Source organism: uncultured Salinicola sp., from assembly GCF_937921195.1.
In the GTDB taxonomy this organism is placed as follows: domain Bacteria; phylum Pseudomonadota; class Gammaproteobacteria; order Pseudomonadales; family Halomonadaceae; genus Salinicola.
In genome coordinates, this window is record NZ_CALFQK010000067.1 from 1 (window position 1) to 21,682 (window position 21,682).

21 protein-coding genes are annotated in these 21,682 nt (G+C 64.1%); 7 read left to right on the top strand and 14 right to left on the bottom strand.

Going from position 1 to position 21,682, the window contains the following annotated elements; genetic code table 11:
• The 6 genes from Q0602_RS05735 to Q0602_RS05760 form a co-directional block, all read right to left on the bottom strand.
• Positions 1 to 847 (bottom strand): tripartite tricarboxylate transporter substrate binding protein (locus Q0602_RS05735; protein ID WP_298840169.1); only part of this gene is annotated, 847 nt, incomplete at its 3' end.
• A 163-nt stretch (positions 848 to 1,010) separates the two neighbouring features.
• A complete protein-coding gene (locus Q0602_RS05740; protein WP_298840172.1) occupies positions 1,011 to 1,895 on the bottom strand; it encodes a LysR family transcriptional regulator in 885 nt (294 codons plus the stop codon).
• A 29-nt stretch (positions 1,896 to 1,924) separates the two neighbouring features.
• The gene (locus Q0602_RS05745; RefSeq protein ID WP_298840175.1) at positions 1,925 to 2,953 is read right to left on the bottom strand and encodes an Ldh family oxidoreductase; all 1,029 of its coding nucleotides are present in this window, start codon (positions 2,951 to 2,953) and stop codon (positions 1,925 to 1,927) included.
• Between the two features lie 293 nt (positions 2,954 to 3,246).
• Positions 3,247 to 4,758 (bottom strand): tripartite tricarboxylate transporter permease, encoded by a 1,512-nt coding sequence (locus tag Q0602_RS05750; protein WP_298840179.1) that lies wholly within the window; start codon positions 4,756 to 4,758, stop codon positions 3,247 to 3,249.
• On the bottom strand, positions 4,759 to 5,217 hold the full coding sequence (locus Q0602_RS05755) for a tripartite tricarboxylate transporter TctB family protein (protein ID WP_295038957.1): 459 nt from the start codon (positions 5,215 to 5,217) through the stop codon (positions 4,759 to 4,761).
• Positions 5,214 to 6,218 (bottom strand): tripartite tricarboxylate transporter substrate binding protein, encoded by a 1,005-nt coding sequence (locus Q0602_RS05760; protein WP_298840183.1) that lies wholly within the window; start codon positions 6,216 to 6,218, stop codon positions 5,214 to 5,216. Before Q0602_RS05760 ends, Q0602_RS05755 begins: the two co-directional genes overlap by 4 nt.
• Positions 6,219 to 6,387: 169 nt before the next feature.
• On the opposite strand from Q0602_RS05760, the gene Q0602_RS05765 reads away from it, so the two are divergent.
• The 6 genes from Q0602_RS05765 to Q0602_RS05790 all read left to right on the top strand — a co-directional run bounded on the left by Q0602_RS05765 (position 6,388) and on the right by Q0602_RS05790 (position 12,942).
• Positions 6,388 to 7,098 carry a response regulator transcription factor gene (locus Q0602_RS05765; protein WP_298840188.1) on the top strand — a complete coding sequence of 237 codons (711 nt, stop codon included), beginning with the start codon at positions 6,388 to 6,390 and terminating at the stop codon, positions 7,096 to 7,098.
• Positions 7,098 to 8,504: a sensor histidine kinase gene (locus Q0602_RS05770; RefSeq protein ID WP_298840191.1), complete on the top strand. Its 1,407-nt coding sequence runs from the start codon at positions 7,098 to 7,100 to the stop codon at positions 8,502 to 8,504. Before Q0602_RS05765 ends, Q0602_RS05770 begins: the two co-directional genes overlap by 1 nt.
• Entirely contained in the window at positions 8,501 to 9,556 is a 1,056-nt protein-coding gene (locus tag Q0602_RS05775) for an ABC transporter substrate-binding protein (protein WP_298840194.1), read from the top strand. The genes Q0602_RS05770 and Q0602_RS05775 overlap by 4 nt, the downstream gene beginning before the upstream one ends.
• A gap of 133 nt (positions 9,557 to 9,689) precedes the next feature.
• Positions 9,690 to 10,997: a shikimate transporter gene (gene shiA / locus Q0602_RS05780; protein ID WP_295038966.1), complete on the top strand. Its 1,308-nt coding sequence runs from the start codon at positions 9,690 to 9,692 to the stop codon at positions 10,995 to 10,997.
• A 203-nt stretch (positions 10,998 to 11,200) separates the two neighbouring features.
• Positions 11,201 to 11,434 (top strand): hypothetical protein, encoded by a 234-nt coding sequence (locus tag Q0602_RS05785; protein ID WP_298840197.1) that lies wholly within the window; start codon positions 11,201 to 11,203, stop codon positions 11,432 to 11,434.
• Between the two features lie 5 nt (positions 11,435 to 11,439).
• Entirely contained in the window at positions 11,440 to 12,942 is a 1,503-nt protein-coding gene (locus tag Q0602_RS05790) for a sodium:solute symporter (protein ID WP_298840200.1), read from the top strand.
• A gap of 140 nt (positions 12,943 to 13,082) precedes the next feature.
• Here the strand turns inward: Q0602_RS05790 and pobA are convergent, their stop codons facing one another.
• Positions 13,083 to 14,267, bottom strand: a complete 1,185-nt coding sequence (pobA, locus tag Q0602_RS05795; protein WP_298840203.1) for a 4-hydroxybenzoate 3-monooxygenase — start codon at positions 14,265 to 14,267, stop codon at positions 13,083 to 13,085.
• Positions 14,268 to 14,439: 172 nt separating this feature from the next.
• Between pobA and Q0602_RS05800 the strand changes: the two genes are divergently transcribed.
• Entirely contained in the window at positions 14,440 to 15,318 is an 879-nt protein-coding gene (locus Q0602_RS05800) for a helix-turn-helix domain-containing protein (RefSeq protein ID WP_298840206.1), read from the top strand.
• Positions 15,319 to 15,391: 73 nt separating this feature from the next.
• On the opposite strand, the gene pcaG is transcribed toward Q0602_RS05800, so the two are convergent.
• The 7 genes from pcaG to Q0602_RS05835 form a co-directional block, all read right to left on the bottom strand.
• Positions 15,392 to 16,024, bottom strand: a complete 633-nt coding sequence (gene pcaG / locus Q0602_RS05805) for a protocatechuate 3,4-dioxygenase subunit alpha (RefSeq protein WP_295038975.1) — start codon at positions 16,022 to 16,024, stop codon at positions 15,392 to 15,394.
• Positions 16,025 to 16,034: 10 nt separating this feature from the next.
• Complete coding sequence (gene pcaH, locus Q0602_RS05810) at positions 16,035 to 16,781, bottom strand: protocatechuate 3,4-dioxygenase subunit beta (RefSeq protein WP_298840210.1); 747 nt, start codon at positions 16,779 to 16,781, stop codon at positions 16,035 to 16,037.
• Between the two features lie 93 nt (positions 16,782 to 16,874).
• Positions 16,875 to 18,167 carry a TRAP transporter large permease gene (locus Q0602_RS05815; RefSeq protein WP_298840213.1) on the bottom strand — a complete coding sequence of 431 codons (1,293 nt, stop codon included), beginning with the start codon at positions 18,165 to 18,167 and terminating at the stop codon, positions 16,875 to 16,877.
• Complete coding sequence (locus tag Q0602_RS05820; protein WP_149437188.1) at positions 18,164 to 18,682, bottom strand: TRAP transporter small permease; 519 nt, start codon at positions 18,680 to 18,682, stop codon at positions 18,164 to 18,166. Before Q0602_RS05820 ends, Q0602_RS05815 begins: the two co-directional genes overlap by 4 nt.
• A gap of 15 nt (positions 18,683 to 18,697) precedes the next feature.
• Entirely contained in the window at positions 18,698 to 19,717 is a 1,020-nt protein-coding gene (locus Q0602_RS05825) for a TRAP transporter substrate-binding protein (protein WP_149437186.1), read from the bottom strand.
• A gap of 119 nt (positions 19,718 to 19,836) precedes the next feature.
• A complete protein-coding gene (locus Q0602_RS05830; RefSeq protein ID WP_298840219.1) occupies positions 19,837 to 21,036 on the bottom strand; it encodes an alpha/beta fold hydrolase in 1,200 nt (399 codons plus the stop codon).
• 48 nt (positions 21,037 to 21,084) lie between these two features.
• The coding region (locus tag Q0602_RS05835) for a TIGR00366 family protein (RefSeq protein ID WP_298840221.1) at positions 21,085 to 21,682 on the bottom strand (598 nt) is incomplete at its 5' end.

Genomic DNA, 21,682 nt, shown 5'->3' on the forward strand with positions numbered 1-21,682 from the left:
TGGCGTAGAGCTTGTCGACGGCATCGACCCAGTACTGCTTGGCGTCGTCGTCGATATCGGCCGGCATGTAGAAGCCGCGCCAGTTCGCGCCTATCGCATTGATGCCCTGTTCCCTGGCAGTGGGGATGGTGGAAAACTCTCCCGGAAGGCGATCCTCGGAGAGCACCGCCAGCACGCGGATGTCACCGGACTCGAAGAATCCCCTAGCCTCGGTGATATCACCGGTGAACGCGCCCACATGGCCACCGACCAGTTGTGTAAGCGCTTCGCCACCATTGTTGTAGGAGAGATAGGGGACACGTGGAAGACCGTGGACCCCGGCCGCCTTGGCCGCGATCAGTACCTTGAGGTGGTCCCACCCGCCGTTGGCGCTACCGCCGGCGAACTTGACCGCACGCGGGTCCTTCTTCATCGCCTCCATCAGTTCGTTGAGGTCGTGGTAGGGGGAATCCTTGGAGACCGCGATCACACCATAGTCGGCGCCGATCGCTCCCAGCCAGTTCACCATACTCGCGTCCATACCCGGGAACTGACCTTGAGCGAGGCGAGTAACGGTCGAAGTGGAAGCCGCAACGAGCAAATCATCGTCGCCACTGCGCTTGCTCACGGTGTGCGCATAGGCGACGCCACCACCCGCCCCTGCCATGTTAATGGTTTGCATGGTCTTCGGTACGAGCCCAAGCTCCTTGAAAACATTGGCGGCATTTCTACAGGTGAAATCCCACCCACCACCCGGATCCGCTGGTGCAATGCACTCTGTTTTGCTACCCGGCTCGTAGGCCAGGGTCAGTGAGCTGAAAATCAGGAAGGGAAAAATAAGAAACGTTTTAATGATGGCATGCTTCATTGTCGAATCCTCAGTTAATTATCTGCACCAACATGATCGTCACTGCACCGAAAACATTGGAGACAGAGAAAAACTAAACACTCGAAAACCGCCTGAGAATTCGCTATCAGATAAACCTGTCTTTCCACGAACAGAAAACTAAAACAAGACAACGCCTTAGCACTCAATAGTGCGTCAGGTGTTCCACTAAAGACTTAACCGCGGGGTCCAGATACCGATTGGTCTTGACGCCGACGACAAGGTCGCGCTCGGCCCACTCCTCATCCAGGGAGACCGCAACGATAGGTATGGATTTCGCATAGACTTCGATGGTCTCTCTTGGCATTATTGCCAGACCATATTGACAGGCAACCAGTTGGCACATGCAATCAAAACTGCTGACTCGGACACCAACTTTCAATCTGAACCCGCGGCTTTCAGCCTCTTTTTCCAGGTGTTCGTACAACAGGCTATCGGCATGCTGAGCGACCATCGAATACTCGGCCAGTGTGTCATACCGTATCGATGAGCCGCTAGCCAACGAGTGCCCCAAGGGAACCGCCAACGCCAGCTCATAGGTTCGATACCGGAAAACTTCGATATCGGGAGGGGTGGATCCCACGGAAAAAACACCAAGATCCGCTTCGCCATCTCTCAAGGCACGAAGGATGGCGCCTCCCACCCTCCCTTCGATATCCAGATTGACTTTAGGGTACTTATGCCGAAAAGACGCGATATCGAAAGGTAGAAACTGCGAGAGGGCGGAGGTCGTGGCGCAAATCCTGACATTTCCCCGGATCTCTTCGGAAAAGCTCGCCAGCTCCTCGTCCATTTCTTCGATCCTGGCAAAGACACGACGCACGTGTACCAATAGCGCATCTCCCGCCGTCGTCAATTCCACACCTCGCGCAAAGCGCACGAACAGGGGCGTCCCGACCCTGCCTTCGAGTTCGGCTATCCTCTTGCTGACCGCGGAGACGGCAATATGAGCTCTCACGGAAGCCCGTGTCAGACTTTTCTCCTCCGCCACGCAGAGAAAAATGTTCAACGAGGCAAGGTCGTGTTTCACCGGTCCCTCTAGACGGTTATCGCCCCTGGCTAATAAGCCCGAAGCGCGTTCAGTTGCTGAGCATCGTAATCCAGACCATGCTCGAGATGATGCCGGAGGGCTACGAGTTCTCTCTCACCCGGCAACTGCACGGGCCTTTCATCGTCGATGGCCGGCGTATCGTGGATGATATCGAAAAAGTCATTCATTCTCTCACCAAGCCAGCCCTCTCCGCCCAATCCTTTAGTATTGATAGTCAAAAAGAAGTGGCCCAAGTTCTGAGGCTGGTCGGGCTGCTTGTCCCAGGCTTTGACATGATTGAGATAAGCCGCCCCAGACAGAACACCCGCCAGCATGTCCACGGCAAGTGCCAGGCCATAGCCCTTATGACCCCCAATCGTCTGCAGCATACCGGCAAGCGCTTCGTTGGGGTCACCCGTTGGAACACCGCTGGCGTCTACCGCCCAATCGAGCGGAATCGACTCTCCCCGGTCTCTTGCAGATCGAATCTTCGCACGGGCAACCGTGCTCAACGCCATGTCCAGTAGAAAGTGCTCTCCTCGAGGATTGGGAAAACCGAAGCCCAAAGGGTTATTGCCCAACTTTGGAGAAGTTCCACCATAGGGGGCTATGGTCGTCGTGGCGTTGCTGGCGATGAAGCTCATGAAACCCTGCTCGGCGGCCATGAACGAGTACGGCATGACAGGTCCGAAGTGATTGCTGCCCCTGACGAAAACCATGCCGATACCGAACTCCGATGCCATCTTCATGGATTGGGAGAGTGCCCTCTTGCCAAGCAGCGGGCCAAGCGCATTATCCCCGTCAAGCGTAGCCACAGTGGGATAGGCCTGGTGTAATTCGATACGAGGGTTGGCGTTGATTCCGCCTACTTTTATCCTCTCTCCATAAGACATGATGCGAGCCACGCCATGCGTGTGGATTCCCAGCATGTCAGCCATGACCAGTACATCAGCCACGTCCTCGGCTTCGTCCGTCACGATACCGAGACGCTCCAGCGCCTCGACCGCAATGCTTTTCAATTCTGCCTGTCCAACCTTTCTTTTGAACATATCCACCATGGCCATTTCCACCTATAAAAGTGCCAACGAGATCTGGCAGATTATCCCCCGCATCGCATAGGGGGAATTTCTTTCTGGGAAAGGGAGCTTTCTCGTAATAACAAGCAGAGTCAGGCACGTAGACCATCAACAACCACACTCGTGATGGCCAGCGGTTTCTCGACAGCCCGGATATTCACCGTCACAGGAATTTCGACCAACTTGATTTATGAGTTGGTATAGCAGGCGGGATTGAAAAGGCCCCACCAAAGCGGGGCCGTCCAATGCTGCCAGCGCATCACTCCATCCCGGTATCAGGACGCCTTGGCTGCCGGCAGGAATTTCGCCTTGAGCTTGCCGGCGAACATCGGCACCAATACCACCAGCGCGGCGGCGATCCATAGCCCGATCGACAGCTTGGATTGGAACAGGATGCCCGCATCGCCACCGCTGATCGACAGCGCCCGGCGCAGGTTCTCCTCCATCAAGCCACCCAGCACGAAGCCGAGCACCACCGGCGCCAGCGAGAAGCCGAACTTGCGCAGCAGGTAGCCGAACACGCCGATGACCAGCATCAGGTAGATCGCCATCAGGTCGGAGTGAAGCTGATAGACGCCGACGAAGGCGAGGATCGCCACGCTCGGTACCAGCAGCCAGCGCGGCACCTGCAGCACGCGGGCGAACACGCCGGCCAGCGGCAGGTTGAGCAGCAGCAGCATGACGTTGCCGATATAGAGCGACGCGATCAGGCCGCCCACCACCACCGGCTGCTCGCGGAACATCATCGGGCCGGGATTGATGTTGTAGAGCATCAGCGCGCCGAGCAGGATCGCGGTGGTGCCGGAGCCGGGAATGCCCAGCGTCAGCATCGGCACGAAGGAGCCGGCGGCGGAGGCGTTGTTGGCCGCTTCCGGCGCGGCCAGCCCGCGCATGTTGCCGGTGCCGAAGCTGTTGTCGTGGTCGCTGATGCGCTTTTCGGTGGTATAGGCCACGGCGCTGGCGACGGATGCGCCGGTGCCCGGCAGCACGCCGATGACGAAGCCGATCACGCTGGAGCGCAGGATCGCCCACTTGCAGTACAGCACTTCGCTCATCTTGACCATGACCCGGCCGATCGGCGCCATCTCACCGTCCTGGTCGTGGCGGAAGGCGTGCTCGAGCATCAGCAGGATCTCGCTGACCGCGAACAAGCCGATGATCATCACCACGAAATCGATGCCGTCGTAGAGCTCGGGCATGTCGAAGGTGAAGCGCAGCACGCCGGTGCCGGAGTCGACGCCGACGGTGGAGATCAACACGCCGAGCACCGCACCGATCAGGGTCTTGAGTGGATCCTTGCCCATCATGGCGGACATGGAAGCGAAGGCGAAGATCATCAGCGCGAAGAATTCGGCGGGGCCGAACTTGACGGCGACGATCGCCAGCAGCGGCGCAAACAGGGTCAGGCCGATGATCGCGACGGTCGCCCCGATGAACGAACTGACGGCGGACAGGCCCAGGGCCGGCCCGGCGAGACCCTTCTTGGCCAGCGGGTGGCCGTCCAGCGTGGTCATGACCGCGCCGGCATCACCGGGCACGTTGAGCAGGATGCTCGACATCCTCCCGCCGTACTCGGAACCGGTGTAGATACCCGCCAGCAGGATGAGCGCGGATTCCGCCGGCAGGCCCAGCGTGTAGGCCAGCGGCATCAGGATGGCGATACCGTTGATCGGCCCGATACCCGGCAAGGCACCGAACAGCGTCCCGAGCAGCGCGCCCAAGAAGGCCAGCCCCAGGTTGAGCGGCGTCAGCGCGACACCGAAGCCCTGGATCAGAAAATCGAACATTTAATTGCTCCCCAGCAGCGGCTCGATCCAGCTACCGGTCGGCAGCGAGATTCCCAGTCCGTAGGTGAATAGCAGGTAACTGCCCACCGCCAGCAGCAGGCCGCCGACGACCGCTTTCAACGGCCCGGCACCGAACAGCCAAGCGATGACGATGCTGACCAGAGCGGTCGTCACCAGGAAACCGAGGTTGATGAACAGCGCCGCATAGAGACCCAGCACGGCCATGGTGAAGAGCAGGCGCAGCAACAGCGCGCCGGTCGGCCACTCACCGCTGGCGCCCGGGCGCACGAACAGCACCACGGCCAATACCGCCAGCAGCCCCGCGAGAATCAGCGGAAAGGCTTTCGGCCCGACCGGGTCGTAACTGAACGGCACCTCCAACTGCCAGGCCTGGACGGCGACGAACGCCGCCAGACCGAGTAACAGCAGGCTCAGGATTCGGTCGGCGGCGAGTTTCATTGGGTCAGACCCACTTCTTTGGACAGTTGCTGGAAGTCGGCAACCTGATCTTTCACGTACTGGTGGAAGTCTTCACCGAACTTGGCCATCGGGAACAGACCGCGACCTTCACGCAGCTTGGCGAAGCTTTCTGTCTCGCTCAGCGCTTTCAGACGGTCGGCCCACGCCTGGTACTCTTCGTCGCTGACATCCGGACCCATGTAATAACCGCGCCAGATCGGCCATTCGACGTCGTAGCCCTGCTCCTTGGCAGTGGGAATGTCCGCGTAGGGCCCGCCCATGCGCTCTTCGGAGAGGGCCGCCAGAATACGAATCTCGCCGCTGTCGAGCTGTGGCTTCAGCTCGGCCAGGTCGCCGGTGAAGACCTGGATGTGTTCACCCAGCAGTGCGGCCAGCGCCTCACCGCCGCCCTCGAAGGAGACGTAGCGCAGCTTGCGCGGATCGACGTCGTCGGCCTTGGCCATCAGCGCCGCCTTCATCCAGTCCTGGCTGCCGACCGTGCCGCCGGCACCGATGACCACGCTGGAAGGATCCTTCTTCAGCGCTTTCATCAGTTCGTCGAGGTTGTTCCAGGGCGCGTCCTTGCGGACGACGACCGCGCCGTAGTCGACGCCCAGCGCACCGACCCAGCGCACGTCGTCGACCTTGTGCTTGATGCCGAACTTGCCCAGCGCCAGATTCAACGCCGCGCCGGTACTGGCCGCCACGATCAGGTTGGGATCGTCATCGCGCACGCCGGTGACATGGTTGTAGGCGACGGCACCGATACCGCCCGGCATGTAGCTGACCATCATCGGCTCGTCGATCAACTTGGCTTCCTGCAGGCCATTGGCCGCCAGACGGCAGGTCAGGTCGTAACCGCCCCCCGGTTTGGCCGGCGCGATGCACTCCGGCGGCTTGGCCTGGGCCTGGACGGCGCCGGCCAGCAGCGCACTACCGGTAACGGCGGCGACCAGCCAGCGTTGAAGGCCTTTCGCTTTGGACATGTGATTCTGGGGCATGCTGTGCGTCTCCTACCTGGGTTGTTATGCTCGCAAAGCTCATGGCGGGCACCGGTCTCGGGCCGGCTCTGCCCACCGACAGCGCGATGCTAGAGCGCTAACCTTTCATCAACCTGTCATCTAAACCTTTGTCGTATAGGACATTAGTCGCATAAGGCATGGGGATTCGATGACGCGAGACATCGCCATGCATCTGCTCGTGATCGAGGATGATCCGCTGCTGTCGCGCTCGCTGGCCCAGGCGATGACGCGCCATGGCTATACCGTCGACGCCCTGGCCCGCATCGACGACGCCATCCAGGCACTGCGCCAGGGTCGTTTCGATCTGGTGCTGCTCGACCTGGGCCTGCCCGATGGCAACGGCCTCGACGTGCTCGAGTGGATGCGCGCCCATACCGACTCGACGCCGGTGATGATTCTCACCGCGCGGGACGCCCTCGAGGATCGCGTGCGCGGGCTGGACCTCGGCGCCGACGACTATCTCGCCAAGCCGTTCTCGATCACCGAACTGGAAGCCCGGGTACGCGCCCTGCTGCGCCGCAGCCAGCAACGGCTCGACAACAGCGTTCGTTTCGGCGGCCTGGTGCTGGATACCCGCTCGGCCAGCGCCTGGCTGGACGGAGCGGCCCTCGATCTGCCGAGGCGCGAGTTCAGCCTGCTGGAAGCCTTGATGCTCAACGCGGGGCGCATCGTGCAGCGCGAAGCCCTGGAGAACCGGCTGTTCGGCTTCGAGGCGGTGGGCGCCAACGCCCTGGACGTCTACGTCAGCCGGCTGCGCAAGCGCCTGGCCGGCTCCGGCCTGTCGATTCGGACGCTACGCGGCCTGGGTTATCGGCTCGAGGAGCCGCGGGAGTCACTCGGGGAGGGTCGGCCTGAGTGATGCCACCTCGCACCTCGCTCAAGCGGCGACTGACGCTATGGCTCGTGGTGATCGTCGCCGGATTGGGGACGCTGCTGCTGATCGAGGCCTACACCAGCGCGCGCAAGGCGGCGGACCGGGCCATGGATGGCCAGCTCGAGGCCGCCAGTCTGACCATCGCCGAATCGCTGCAGTGGCCAGAGGGCAACCCCACCCTGGAGATGCCCGCCTCGGCGCTGCAGATCCTGGCCACCCGCTGGCAGGAACGGGTCTTCTACTGGTTGCAGGCGGACAACGGCACCACGATCACCCAGAATGCCGACCTGCCGATCACCGCTGCGATGCGGGCCGAGGCCCGACAGCACCCGGTCTACCTCGACGCCATCCACGACGGCCAGCCGATTCGTCTCAGCGGCCGCGAGGTGGACTCCGCCGGCTGGGATACCCAGGAGCCGGTGCAGCTCTGGGTGGGGCATACCCGCCATGGACGCGACCTGCTGGCGCGGGAGCTGTTCCGCAAGAGCGCGACCCGCTTCGCCGCAATGGTGCTGATCACTGCGGCCCTGGTGGGGATCGCGATGCACACCATGCTGGCGCCGCTGCGACGCCTGCGCCAGGCACTGAGGGAGCGTCGCGCCGAGGAGAACAGTCCGTTGATGCTCGACGTGCCGCGGGAGATGCAGGAGCTGGTCGAGACGCTCAACCGGTTGTTCGCCGACCAGCGCCATCATCGCGACGCGCTACTGCGCTTCATCGCCGACGCCTCGCACCAGCTCAAGACCCCGCTGGCGGGACTCCAGAGCACCAGCGAACTGGCGCTGACCAGCAATGAGCCCGGCGTCTGGCACCAGGCCCTGGTCACCGTTCACGACAGCGCCGGGCGTACCAGTCGCCTGGCCGGACAGATGCTGAGCCTGACCCGCCTGCAGCATCTGGGGCCATTGCATGAACGTCAGCCGCTGGCACTGGATCGACTGATGCGCGAGATCACCGTCGATTGGGCCGATCGCCAGGACAGTCGCGATCACGACCTCGGGCTCGCCATCGAGGCACCGGCCCCGGTCTGGGTCGAGGGGGAAAGCTGGGCCCTGCGCGAACTGCTCAACAACCTGATCGACAACGCTTTCCGCTACACGCCGCCGGGCAGCGAGATCACGCTGGCGCTCCGCGGCGATGATGCCTGGGTGACGCTGGCCATCGAGGACGACGGTCCCGGCGTCGATGCCGAATCCCTCGACCGCCTGACCCGACCGTTCGAGCGCGGTCATCGCCAGGACACCCACGGGTCCGGGCTCGGCCTGGCCATCGCCGACTCCATCGCCGTACGCCACGGCAGCCGGCTGCAAGTTTCCAATCGCACGCCTCGCGGGCTCAGGGTTTGCCTGAGGTTGCCACGCTGTCAGCCACCCGGGGGGAGCGCAGGATGACAGGACGCCTCCACTTTGGCCTGGGCCTATTGGTGTCGCTATGCCTCGGTGTCGGCAGCAGCGGCGCAGCCCGCGGAGACCAAAGACTGGTCATCGAAGCGGCACTGGACCGGCAGATCGTCGAGCCGGTGCTGGCCGCCTTCGCTGCCGAGAACCCGCAGATCGACCTCGACTACCGTGATCGCTCCACGCTGGAGGTCGACCGGCGGGCCCGGGATCCCGAATCGCCACCGGACGTGGTGATCAGCTCGGCGATGCCGTGGCAGCTGGCGCTCAGCAACGACGGGATGGCCCAGCCCCTCGACGCCCCGGAGGCCGACCAGTGGCCGGCGTGGGCCAAATGGCGCAACGAGGTGTTCGGCTTCACCTTCGAACCGGTGGTGATGGCCTACCGGCTCGAGCTCGCCTCGCACATGCCGCCGCCGGAGACCCACCGCGACCTGCTCGACCTGCTGACTCGCTACCGCCAGTGGCTCGACGGCCGCGTGGTCAGTTATTCGCCACGCAAGAGCGGGGTGGGCTACACCCTGTTCCAGCAGGATGCGCGCTACACGCCCCGCGCCTGGGACCTGATCGCCGCCATGGGCGCCGCCAACGTCGACCTCGAAGCCACCACCCAGCGCATGCTGGAAGGACTCAGCGACGGCCGCTACTGGCTCGGCTACAACCTGCTGGGCTCCTATGCCATGGTGTGGGCCCAGACCCATCCCGACATCATCGTTCAGGTCCCCAACGACTACTCGCTGGTAATGATGCGGATGGCGTTCGTCCATCGCGACGCGCCACATCCGGAGGTGGCCAAGCGCTTCGTCAGTTTCCTGCTGAGCCAGCGGGGCCAGCACATCCTGGCCGGCCAGACGCCGCTGTTCAGCGTGCGTGACGATGTCATCGGCCCCTACACCGCACAGCGGCTGCGCGACCAGGTTGGCGATCACCTCTACCCGATCCCGATCAACGCCACGCTGCTGGCGTTCGTCGATCCACTGCGCCGCCAGGCCTTCCTGCGCCGCTGGGATCGCGAACTTCAGATCCTGGAACCGCCGGAACCGTAGAGGCGTCGGGCCGAGGGGGCGATCCAGCGCAGGGGTCTGTGTCCGGCAGCGCAATGCCGTAAGATATGCCGCCGCCACGTCGCCGCGCCTGCAAGCGCCTCGATCACAAGACACCGACCACCGAGAGTTACGGATGAGCACGCCCGCCACGACCGCCGCCCCCGCCCACTCGACCAGCCAGGCCCGACGTGCCGCCATCGGCAGCTTCGTCGGCGCCGTGGTTGACTGGTACGACTTCCTGCTCTACGGCATCGTCGCCGCGCTGGTCTTCAACTCGCAGTTCTTTCCCAACGTCAGTCCGGCCGCCGGCACCCTGGCGGCGCTGGCCACCTTCGGCGTCGGCTTCCTGTTTCGCCCGCTCGGCGGGCTGGTATTCGGTCATTACGGCGACCGCCTGGGTCGCAAGCGCATGCTGATCCTGACGGTGATCCTGATGGGCGGCGCCACGGCGCTGATCGGCCTGCTGCCGACCTATGCCCAGATCGGCGTTTGGGCGCCGATCCTGCTGGTAACGCTGCGCGCGGTGCAGGGTTTCGCCGTCGGCGGGGAGTGGGGCGGCGCCGCCCTGATGGCGGTGGAGAGCGCGCCGAAAGGTCGTCGCGCGTTCTACTCCAGCGGCGTCCAGGTGGGTTACGGCGTGGGCCTGATCCTGGCTACCGGCAGCGTGTCGCTGCTCAGCTACTGGCTGAGCGATGCCGACTTCACCGCCTGGGGCTGGCGTCTGCCGTTTCTGTTCAGCGTGGTACTGGTGCTGGTGGCGCTGAAGATCCGTTCGAGCCTCGAGGAGTCGCCGGAATTCGTCGCCGCGGTCGAACACGGTGACCGCAAGCCGGCCAGGCCGCCGATCCTCGAGGCGCTCAAACGCCATCCCGGGGCTTTCGTCACCATCATCGCCATGCGCCTGGCCGAGCTGTTCACGATGTATATCGTGACCACCTTCGCGCTGAGTTACTCCACCGGCTATCTCGATCTCTCCCGCGATCTGTTCCTGCATATCGGGCTGCTGGTCGGCGCGGTCAGTTGCGTCACCATTCCGCTGTTCGCACTCCTCGCCGACACGCTGGGGCGGCGACGGGTCTACATCACCGGCGCCATCGTCGGCGTGCTGGCCGCCTTCCCGTTCTTCATGGCGCTCCAGGCCGGTTCGATCCTGTGGATCGTGGTGTTCGCCGTGGCCCTGGCCAATCTCGCCCACGACATGGTGGTCAGCGTGCAGCAGCCTATCTTCGCCGAGCTGTTCGGGACCGCCTACCGCTACAGTGGTGCCGGGGTCGGCTACCAGGTCGCCAGCGTGATCGGTGGCGGCTTCACCCCGTTCATCGCCGCCGCGCTGGTGGATCTCTATGGCGGCAGCTGGACGCCGGTCGCCATCTACCTGGCCGCCGGCTGCCTGCTCTCCGCTCTCGGCGCGGCCTGGATGCTGCGAAAGCGAGAGGCATGACGCCTTCGGGCACCCGAGCGGTGGCTATTCCCTGCCCCGGAGGCCATTACGACCAATGTCGCGGTTCTTCGCCATAGACGAAGCCTCGCTTTGCCAACCGGTAATGGCCAGCCGTCACCGGGGCTGGCTATAGTCTCCCATTTGCCGTCGCGACATTTTTTGGCCGCTTTGCGCCGAATTCGTGTCGCCATCGAGGTGCCTTGATGAAAAGAAGAATCAGTGAACCGGTCAAGAAGCCGCTGGTCTGGATCGGCTTCGTCATTCTGTTCGCCCTGATCAATCCCTGGTATTTCCCCGCCGGCTCCTGGTCGCCGCTGTTCTTCGGCGTTCCCTACTGGGCTCTGATCATCCTGCTCGCCTCGCTGGCGTTGTCGATCTTCATCACCTGGGTGGTGAAGACGCAGTGGGAAACCGGCGCCGATGAAGACGAGGAGTAGTGACCATGGAAGTGGAACTGGCCTTCAGCGGATGGTCCGGCATTCTGGTGCTGATGCTCTACGGCGGTCTGATGCTCGCCGTGGGTATCTACGCGTTCCTGCGCAATCGCAAGGTTCGGGAAAGTCTCGACGAGTACTATCTGGGCGGGCGCGGCCTTGGCGTGATGGTGCTGTTCTTCACCTTTTTCGCGACGCAATACAGCGGCAACACCGTGGTCGGCTACCCCCCAACGGCCTATCGGCTCGGCTATCAATACCTGGTGTCGGTGCCGTTCTTCATCATGATCATCATGGTCTACCTGCTGTTCGCGCCCAGGCTCTATGCGCTGGGCCGACGCTTCAACCTGTTGACGCCGGTGGACTGGATCGATCTGCGCTTCCGCTCGAAGAAGGTCACCATCCTGGCGGCGATTCTGATGCTCTACGGCCTCGGCAACTATCTGCTGGAGCAGTTCGTCGCCATCGGCCAGGGCGTATCCGGTCTTACCGGCGGCACGATCCCCTATCAGGTCGGGGTGGTGTTCTTCATCGTGATCATGGTCGCCTACAGCTGGCTGGGTGGCATGCGCTCGGTGGCCTACACCGATACGATCCAGGGCATCGCTCTGCTGTTCGGCGTGTTCACCCTGCTGATCGGCTCGTTGATCTACCTCGGCGGGCTGCCCACGGCAGCCGAGACGATGATCGCCGAGGCGCCGGAGAAACTGGGCGCACCAACCGGAGGAGGCCTGACCACCTGGTTCTGCCTGCTGGTGCTGGTGGGTATCGGCGCGGCGATCTATCCACACGCTTTCCAGCGAATTTTCGCGGCGCGCAGCGAGCGCACGCTCAAGCGCTCCTTCATCCGCATGGCCTACATGCCGTTTCTGACCGCCGGGGTGGTGTTCATGGTCGGAATCATCGGCATCGCCGCCTTCCCCGACCTGACCACCGCGGAGTCCGAACAGCTGGTGGGGATGATGGCCAATGCGCTGGCCAATCAGAACGCCTTCTTCTACTGGGCGATGGTGCTGCTGTTCGGCGGCGTGATCGCGGCCATCGTGTCCACCGCCGATTCGGTGCTGCTGACGTTCTCGTCGATCGTCTCCAACGATCTCTACGGGCGCTACATCGCTCCTGACGCCGATGAGTCGCGCAAGATCCTGGTGGGCAAGCTGGTCGGCGTGGCCGCCGTCGTCGTGCTGGTGCTGATCGCCTGGTATCCGCCGGGCACGCTCTATCAGATCTTCGTGCTCAAGTTCGAGGTGCTGATCCAGACCGCGCCGGCGCTGATCCTCGGCCTCTACTGGAGCCGGCTCAATACCCAGGCGGTGTTCGTCGGCATGCTCGCCGGCACCGTACTGGCCGCCGTCTTCACATTCGCCGGCTACCGCCCGCTGGGCGTCTACAGCGGATTGTGGGGGCTGCTGCTCAATCTGGCGCTATGCGTGGGCGGGAGCCTGCTCAGCCAGGCCACAGAAGCCAACCGGCAGCGAGCGCTGGAGGTGATCGGTTGGCAGCGTCCGTGACGAGCGCAAGCCGCGGGGCCGATCAGAGCCAGAAAAGCGACTCGAGATCGGCGTCCCTTGCATACCGTTCGAGCCAGCGCTGGTAGCGCGCTCCGGCTCGTTTCAAGCACCGTCGGAGTCGCCGCTTCGTCATCATCCGGTCATGCCAGGATTTCATAGGGCAATCCCACGTAGTTCTCGGCAATGGTCGTCAACCCGGCCCGGGAGCCGAGAAAGTAATCGAACTCGGCCTGCCGGATGCGCTCGTCGAAATCGGCGGCGTCGGCAAAGCGGTGCAGATTGCGGGTCATCCACCAGGAGAAACGCTCGGCCTTCCAGACCCGGCGCAGGCAGGTCTGCGAATAACGCGGGATCAGGTCGGTACGCCCCTGGTGGTAGATGGCGGTAAGCAGCCGCTGGAGCACGCCGACGTCGCTGGCGGCCAGGTTGAGCCCCTTGGCGCCGGTGGGCGGCACGATATGGGCGGCGTCCCCCGCCAGGAACAGTCGCCCGTGCTGCATCGGCTCGGCGACGAAACTGTGCAGCGGTGCGATGCTCTTCTCCAGCGATGGCCCGGTGACCAGTTTCCCGGCCACGTCCGACGGCAAGCGCCGCGACAACTCCTCCCAGAAGCGGTCGTCCGACCACGCCTCGATCCGCTCTCCCGCCGGCACCTGCAGGTAGTAGCGGCTGCGTTCACGGGAGCGCATGCTGCAAAGCGCGAATCCGCGTTCATGGCTCGAGTAGATCAGTTCGTCGTGCACCGGCGGCGTGTCCGACAGCAGCCCCAGCCAGCCGAACGGGTAGTCGCGCTCGAATGTCTGGAGACGGGCGGCGGGAATCGATTGGCGCGAGACGCCATGGAAACCGTCGCAACCGGCAATGTAATCGCAGCTCAGCCGCATCGAGTCGCCGTTGTGAGTAAAGGTGAGGGCGGGCGACTCGCTGTCGAGCCCATGCAGCCTGACATCCTCGGATTCGTAGAGCGTGGTCAGTCCGGCCGCCTGGCGCGCGGCCATCAGGTCACGGGTGACTTCGGTCTGGCCGTAGATGGTGACGCGCCTGCCGCCGGTCAGCGCGGCCAGATCGATACGCACGCGGCGCTCGCCCAGTGCCAGCTCGAAGCCGTCGTGGGGGATGCCCTCGGCGTCCAGGCGCGTGCCGACGCCGGCTTCCCGGAGCAGATCGACCATGCCCTGCTCCAGCACGCCGGCGCGGATGCGACCCAGCACGTAGGCCGCCGGGCGGCGCTCGACGATGACGTTGTCGATGCCCTGGCGGTGCAGTAGCTGTCCCAGCAGCAGGCCGGCGGGGCCGGCGCCGATGATCGCCACGGATGTCTGCATGAGGCGTCTCCCTCGAAGGTGGCCGAAAGACCTTGCCGAATGTCATTTTTCGCCACCATTCTTCGCCACCGGAGAGCGCGGTATAAGATAAGATTCACAGCCGGAATGTTAATTTTCATGGATACGGCAATGACTTTAGTCTTATCCGATCCATCCGCGAGCCGGCGCCCTCATGCCCATCCCCACCTATCAGCTCTACGGCGAAACCCGTCACTGGCCAACCCCGGACCTGCTGCACTGCGAAACCATTGCCGAACGTAGCCGGCTCCACGCCTGGCATATCCGCCCCCATCGCCACGCCGACCTGATGCACCTACTGCTGCTGCGGGAGGGCGAGGTCGCGCTGCGACTGGGGGAGATGGAGGCGGCGCTCGACGCCCCGGCGACGATTTGCGTGCCAGCGACCGTGGTCCACGGGTTTCGCTTCTCGCCGCAGACCCAGGGGCATATCGTTACGCTCGCCCGGCCGCTGGTGGAGCACCTGCGCGAGCGGCTGCCCCAGGCCGAGGTCCTGGATGACGCCGCCCATTACCCCCTGGCCGAACAGGCCGAATCGACGCCCCTGGCCCAGTTGGTCGACGCGCTGGACGCCGAGTACCGACGCACGCCGGCGGGAGGTCACGACGGCCGCGAAGCCATGTTGCAGGCGCTGATCGAGGCGGTGACGATCCAGCTGTGGCGCCGCGCCAGACGGCGGCGTCGTTTTCCTCGCACCGGGCACGACCGCGGCGAGCAGCATCTCGACCGCTACCAGACGCTGATCGAGACGCGTTTTACACGGCAGCCCGCCATTCCCGAGCTGGCCGCCGAGCTCGGCATCAGCGACGCTCATCTCAACGATCTCTGTCGCCGCCTCACCGGTCACAGCGCGCTCCAGCTCCTGCATGCCCGGCTGCTACTCGAAGCCAAACGCCAGCTCACCTACACCCAGCAGAGCATCGCCCAGGTCAGCGAGCGGCTGGGATTCTCCGAGCCCACCTACTTCACCCGCTTCTTCAAGCGCGGCACCGGCATGACGCCAAAGGCATTTCGGCAGCGGGGAAGCGACTGAGCCTCGCCCAACCCAACGAGAAAGCCGCTCGACGGCGAGCGGCCCGGGTGAGGTAGCGCAGAGCGAAGCGGGCTCAAAAATCGAAGAACACCGTCTCGCCCTCGCCCTGCAGCCGGATGTCGAATCGGTAGCGCCGCTGTTCGCCGGCCTCCTCGCGGGTCGCGATCAGGGTCCGGCGCCGGGTCGGGGACTCGACCGAGTTGAGAATCGGGCAGGCGTCGTTGGCATCGCGCTCGTCGTCGAAGTAGAGCCGGGTATGGAGCTGAACGTTGACGCCCCGGGCGAAGACCGCCAGGTTGACGTGCGGTGCCATCTTCCGCCCGTCCGGCAGCGCGACTGCGCCCGGCTTGACGGTCGAGAAGGTCCACTCGCCGTCGTTCTCCACCGTGGCGGCGGTGCGCCCGAAGCTGTTGAAGGGCGCCTGGAGATCGAACCGACACTGATACTCGCCATCGGCGTCGGCCTGCCACGCTTCGAGCAGCGCATCGCGCACGGTGTCGCCATTGCCGTCGATGACCCGCCCCACCAGTTCGATACGCTCCCCCCTGGCATCGTCGCTGGCGAGCCGGTTCCAGATCTCCTCTTCCCGCGGCGGCAGACCGGCGATATCCAGCGCCAGGCCGATATGGACGTAGGGGCCGGCGGTCTGGGAGGCCGTCTCCTTGAGCAGCGACTGGGTGAGCGGGCGTGTGTTGGGCTGATGCATGGCTGGCTCCTTAACCCTGATTCTCGAAGTAGGTCTGCAGCTCGCCGCGCACCACCAGGTCGAAGCGGTAGGCGAGACAGTCCATGCTGCGGCTGTTGGCCATGTCGAGTCGGCCGATCATGGTCTCGACCGCTTCCGGATCGCGCAGCGTGTTGACGATCGGGCACAGCGGGATCAGCGGATCGCCCTCGAAGTACATCTGCGTGACCAAGCGGGTGGAGATCGAGGGCCCCATCACCGAGACGTGGATATGGGCCGGGCGCCAGCTGTTGACATCGTTGGGCCAGGGATAGGGGCCGGGCTTGACGGTGCGGAAGCGATACCAGCCCGACTCGTCGGTCAGGCAGCGACCGACCCCACCGAAGTTGGGGTCGAGCGGGGCGAGGTAGCGGTCCTTCTTGTGACGGTAGCGGCCGCCAGCGTTGGCCTGCCACATTTCGACCAGCGTGTGGGGCACCGGCTTGCCGAACTGATCGACCACGCGGCCGAACATGATCACGCGCTCGCCGATGGGCAAGCCGGCCGATCCCGCCAACGCGGGGTCTTCACGAAAGTTGAGCAGCAGGTCGTTGTCGTGCGGGCCCATGCGCAAGCGGGTGAAGTCGGGACCGGCGCGCTCGGAGACCGTGGGTGACAGCAGGCTGACCAGGGTCTGCCTCGGCGAGCGGGCCACCGTGGTCTTGTAGCCCGGCGCATGGGCGGGCGGATGCCAGTTACGGTCGCGCGGCACATAGCGCTTGTTATCGTTGCGGGACATGGAAATCTCCAACTCTTAAAGCATGTTTGAACTGGTTAGCCGGACAACCTGGTCCCGGCGGTACACGAGCTTGCTTCCTGGAATCCGGCAGCTTCACGGCGTCAACCAGAAGAGGCTCAGCGCCGGAAAGATGATCAGCAGCGCCAAGCGCACGAAGTCCGAGACGATGAACGGCGCCACGCCGCGAAATATCTCACCCAACCCCACATGCGGGGCCATCGCCTTGATCACGAACACGTTCATGCCTACCGGCGGGGTGATCAGGCCGAGCTCCACGGTGAGCACGGTGACGATGCCGAACCAGATCGGGTCTATGCCCAGCGCCTGGATGATCGGATAGACCACCGGCACAGTGATCACCAGCATGGCGATCGAATCCATGAACATGCCCAGCACGAAATACAGCAGCAGGATGCACAGCAGAACCACTACCGGCGACAACGAGAGGCCGAAAATGAAGTCGCTGATCGAGAACGATATCCGGGACACCGAGATGAAATAGCCCAGCGTATCGGCGCCCACCAGCATGAAAAACACCACCGTCGATAGCGCCAGCGTCTCCTGTACCGCGGCCCATAGCTCTCTGCCACGCAGTCCCTTGAGAAGGGCATAGAGTAACGTGACGAAAGCCCCGACACTGGCGCCCTCGGTGGGCGTGAACAGCCCGAAGTAGATGCCCAGAATGATCACCAGGAACACGCCAAAAAACGGCAGCAGTCCGGCCAGCGAGGCGAACTTCTCGAGCCACGAGGTGCGTTCGCCCGACGCCGCCAGCGAGGGCCTGAGGTGCACCACCACGGTCACCGTCAGGGCGTAGAATAAAAGCCCCATCAGCCCGGGAATCAGCCCGGCCATGAACATGTCGCCCACCGACTGCTCGGTAAGAATGGCGTAGATCAACAGCGCGATGCTCGGCGGGATCATGATCCCCAGCGTGCCGCCTGCGGCCAGCGCCCCGGTGGCCAGACCGCGGTTGTAACCATGACGCTCCATTTCCGGCAGCGCGACGCGGGTCATGGTGCTGGCGGTGGCCAGTGACGATCCGGAAATCGCCGAGAAGATACCGCACGAGCCCACCGCGGCGATTGCCAGGCCGCCCTTCCAGCCCCCGCAGATCACCCGTACGGAATTGAACAGCTTGCCGGCCATGCCGGAATGCGCCGCCAGCACCCCCATCAGAATGAACATAGGGATCGCGCTGAAGCTGTAGTTAGACAGCACCTCGACCGGCACCGACTTTACCATCGACAGCGCCGCGCCCCAGGAGATCACCTGAGCAAAGCCGCCGACGCCGACGATCAGCATGCACAATGCCACTGGAACGCGTAGCACCATCAGTACCAGCAGCAACCCGAGGCCCAGGGCGCCGATCATTTCACTACTCATTCGACGCTCTCCACTTGGTGGGCAAATACCGCCCCGAGCGCGGCGTGGAGCAGGCAACGCACGCTGAGCAATACACACAACCCCGAAGCGATGGCATAGATCGGCGCCATCGGCAGGCGCAGGTCCTGGGTAGTCTCGCCGTGAGAGGCAGCGCTGGCCGCCGCATCCCATAACCCAAACGCCAAAACCAGCCCCAGTACCACGAAGCCCAGCAGGTAAACGCCGGCGATGCGCGCCTTGAGGGAATCGCGCAAGCTGTGGCTGAAAGCCTCCACCACCACCTGGCTCTTCTCGACATTGGCGGCCATCGCCGCCAACAGCGCGAACAGCATCAGGTAACTGACCAGCTCCACGCTACCCACCACGCTCAGCGAGAAGGCCCCGTCGCTCAAGCGGTAGAGATAGCGCAACGCCACGTCGACCACCGTGACACCCAACAGGCCGATCAGGGCGATGCCGGCGATGAGCCGCGAAAAGACTTCCAGCCAACGGCTGAACCGCAAAAGCGCATGCATGAATCGGGCTCCGAATTATTGCGCGCAGGCCTGGCTTGCATCCTGCGCGGCCTGGTAGACGTCACGCGCCTGATCGCGACCACGCGATTCGAGATCGCTCAAATAGCCGTCGATGCCATCCTCGAGCGGCTTCTGCCAAACGGGGTCGTCAAGCGGGTTGTCGACCACGCGAATGGTATCGCCGGCCTCTTCGGCCTGCTGCTTACCCGCCCTGTCTTCAGCGGCAAACACCCGACCGGCCTTGTCCGCCCATTTCATTCCCGAGTTGTCGTCGATCACTTGCTGCTGTTCAGGGGTCAGCGACTCGTAGGTGTTCTTGTTCATGGTGGCGACGAAGATCAGCGTGTAGAACGGCACCTGGGTGTGATAGCGGGATAGCTCGTTGAGGCGGAAGCCTTTCATGCCCTCCCAGGGAAAGCTCAGACCGTCGATCACGCCACGCTGCATCGAGGTGTAGATATCCGGCGCGGGCATACCCACCGGCTGAGCGCCCATGTTCTCGAGAATGTCTCCGGCGACCGCGGTGGGTCGGCGGATGCGCAGGCCTTCAAGGTCCGCCGGCTTCTGCACGTTGGTTTCCTTGGTATGGATGTAGCCCGGCCCGGTGGTGAACATGAACAGCACGTGGGAATCGTCATACTCGCCGCTGATCTGGCCGTCGTCGTAAAGCGTCTGCAACACGCAGGCACCCTGCGGAGCCGACTCGGCGACACCCGGCAGCTCGACGATCTGGCTGAGCGGGAAGCGACCGTTGGTATATCCCTGAGCGGTAATGCCGATATCGGCAATGCCATTGACCGCGGCATCGTAGGTCTCGTCGGCCTGGCTCAAGGTCTGTGAGGGGAAGTTCTGAACCTTCAGCGAGCCGCCCGACTCCTCTTCGATGGCCTTGGCCCATTTCTCGAAGATCTGCTGGTTGATGGCCGAACCACCTGGCCAGAAATGCGACATGCGAAGCGTGGTGTCGGCTTGGGCGGCAGCGGCCGCTCCAGCTACCGAGAGTGCAAGAACGGTGCGAGCGAAGATGCGGTTCATGGTCGAGTCCCTGTTATCCGGCGGTTTCTAATATCGACTGATATCTTTGCGGGCCAGCCGCACTTCGTCCATTAGACGAACGTTAGTTCGTCTTGCGAACTCAGTGAGAGCTGATGCTCTCACTCGCTCTCCTCTCCCCATCCCAGCTGCTTGGCCAGCGAGAAGGCGTGATTGGCCGCCGGCACCCCGGCGTAGACCGCCACGTGCATCAGCACCTGGCGCAGTTCGGCCTCGCTCAGGCCGATCCGTCTGGCGGTCTTGAGATGCAGCGTCAGCTCCTCGCGCCCCAGCGCGGCAAGAATCGCGGTGGTGATCATGCTGCGCTCGCGATGATCGAGATCCGGGTTGGTCCACAGCTCTCCCCAAGCCAGTCGCGAGATCATCTGCTGGAACGGCCGGTCGAGTGAGGTCGACTGCTGGGTGGCACGGGCGACGTGGTCGGCGCCGAGCACCGCTCGGCGCGTCTCCAGCCCGGTGGCAAGATCGACGCCCTGCTCGGCCACCGCCGGCGACAGTGACAGCCGCGCCAGCAGCAGCTCTACCAGGCGCGCCGGCGCCTCCAGCGAGGGCACATGGCCCACGCCCTCGAGAATCGTCGGGGCCTCGGCACCACACTCCTCGGCCAGCGCGGCGAGGGTCGACGGTGGCGTGGCGCCATCCTCGCTGCCGCCGATCAGCGTGAGCGGTACCGCCCGTGTCGCCTCACCGGCGTTGGCGCCCAGACGCCCGACGAAGGTGTGGCGGCCGAGCATCTCGCACAGCAGTGCGTAGGACTCGGCCTCATTGCGCGACATCGCCACCCGCCAGCCGGCGGCCAGGGCCGGGTCGGCCTCGGTGCGCGCCGGCGCGAACCAGCGCGGCACGATCTCCGCACTCATCACCGCCAGCCCCTCGCGGCGCACCCGGTTGGCGCGGGTCTGCCACATCTCGGCGCTGCCGATGACCGCGCCGGTGTTGGTCAGGGTCGCCGACAACAGGCGCTCGGGATGCGCGCTCAGCAGCTGCTGGCCGATCACACCGCCGATCGAGGTGCCGGCGAAGTGGAAGCGCTCGGCCCCGGCGAGATCGGCCAGGGCCAAGGCCTCGGCGGCCAGCGTCGCCGGGGTGATCTCGCCCCGCGCCGCGGGCCATGCCTCACTGGCTCCGTGTCCCGGCAGATCCCAGGTGAGCACGCGAAAGCGCCGGGTCAGCGGGGTGATGACGCTGTCCCACACCGCCTGGCTCATTCCCAGCGGATGGGCCAGCAGCAGCAGCGGCTGGGTGTCGCCACCGAGCAGACGATAGGCGACGGTGCGGCCGTCGAGCGTGACGAAAGGCATGACGAGGCTCCTTGGTTCGAGTGCGCCCAGGCAATTATCGGACAGTGTCTAGGTGAACGTGGCCAGGGCGACGAACGTCCCCGCAATGGCAACGCCCGAGATCACCAGCCAGATCAACAGATAGCCCATGATGTCGCGGGCCGAGAGCCCGGCCACGCCGAGCAGCGGCAGCGCCCAGAACGGTTGGATCTGGTTGGTCCAGCCATCGCCCCAGGTGAACGCCATGATGGTGCGCGCGGGATCGGCGCCGAGGGCGTAGGCCGCCTTCATCATGATCGGCCCCTGGATCGCCCACTGGCCACCCCCGGAGGGGATGAAGAAGTTGACCGCCCCGGCGGAGAGAAAGGTCCACAGCGGGAAGGTCTCGCGGGAGGCCATCGAGATGATCGCCTCGGAGAACTGGGTGACTAGATCGGCATGGGTCATCATCCCGGCGATGCCGGCGTAGAGCGGGAACTGCACGATGATCCCGCGGGCGGCGCCCACCGCCTTCTCTACCGCGCCCAGGTAGGCCGCCGCGCTGCGGTGCAACAGCAGGCCCAGGGTGAAGAAGATCAAGATGACCGTGTTGAGATTGATGCTGAAGTCACCCTTGGCCACCTCGCCTAGCAGATAGGCGGCAGCAAGCAGGCCCAGGAACAGCGTC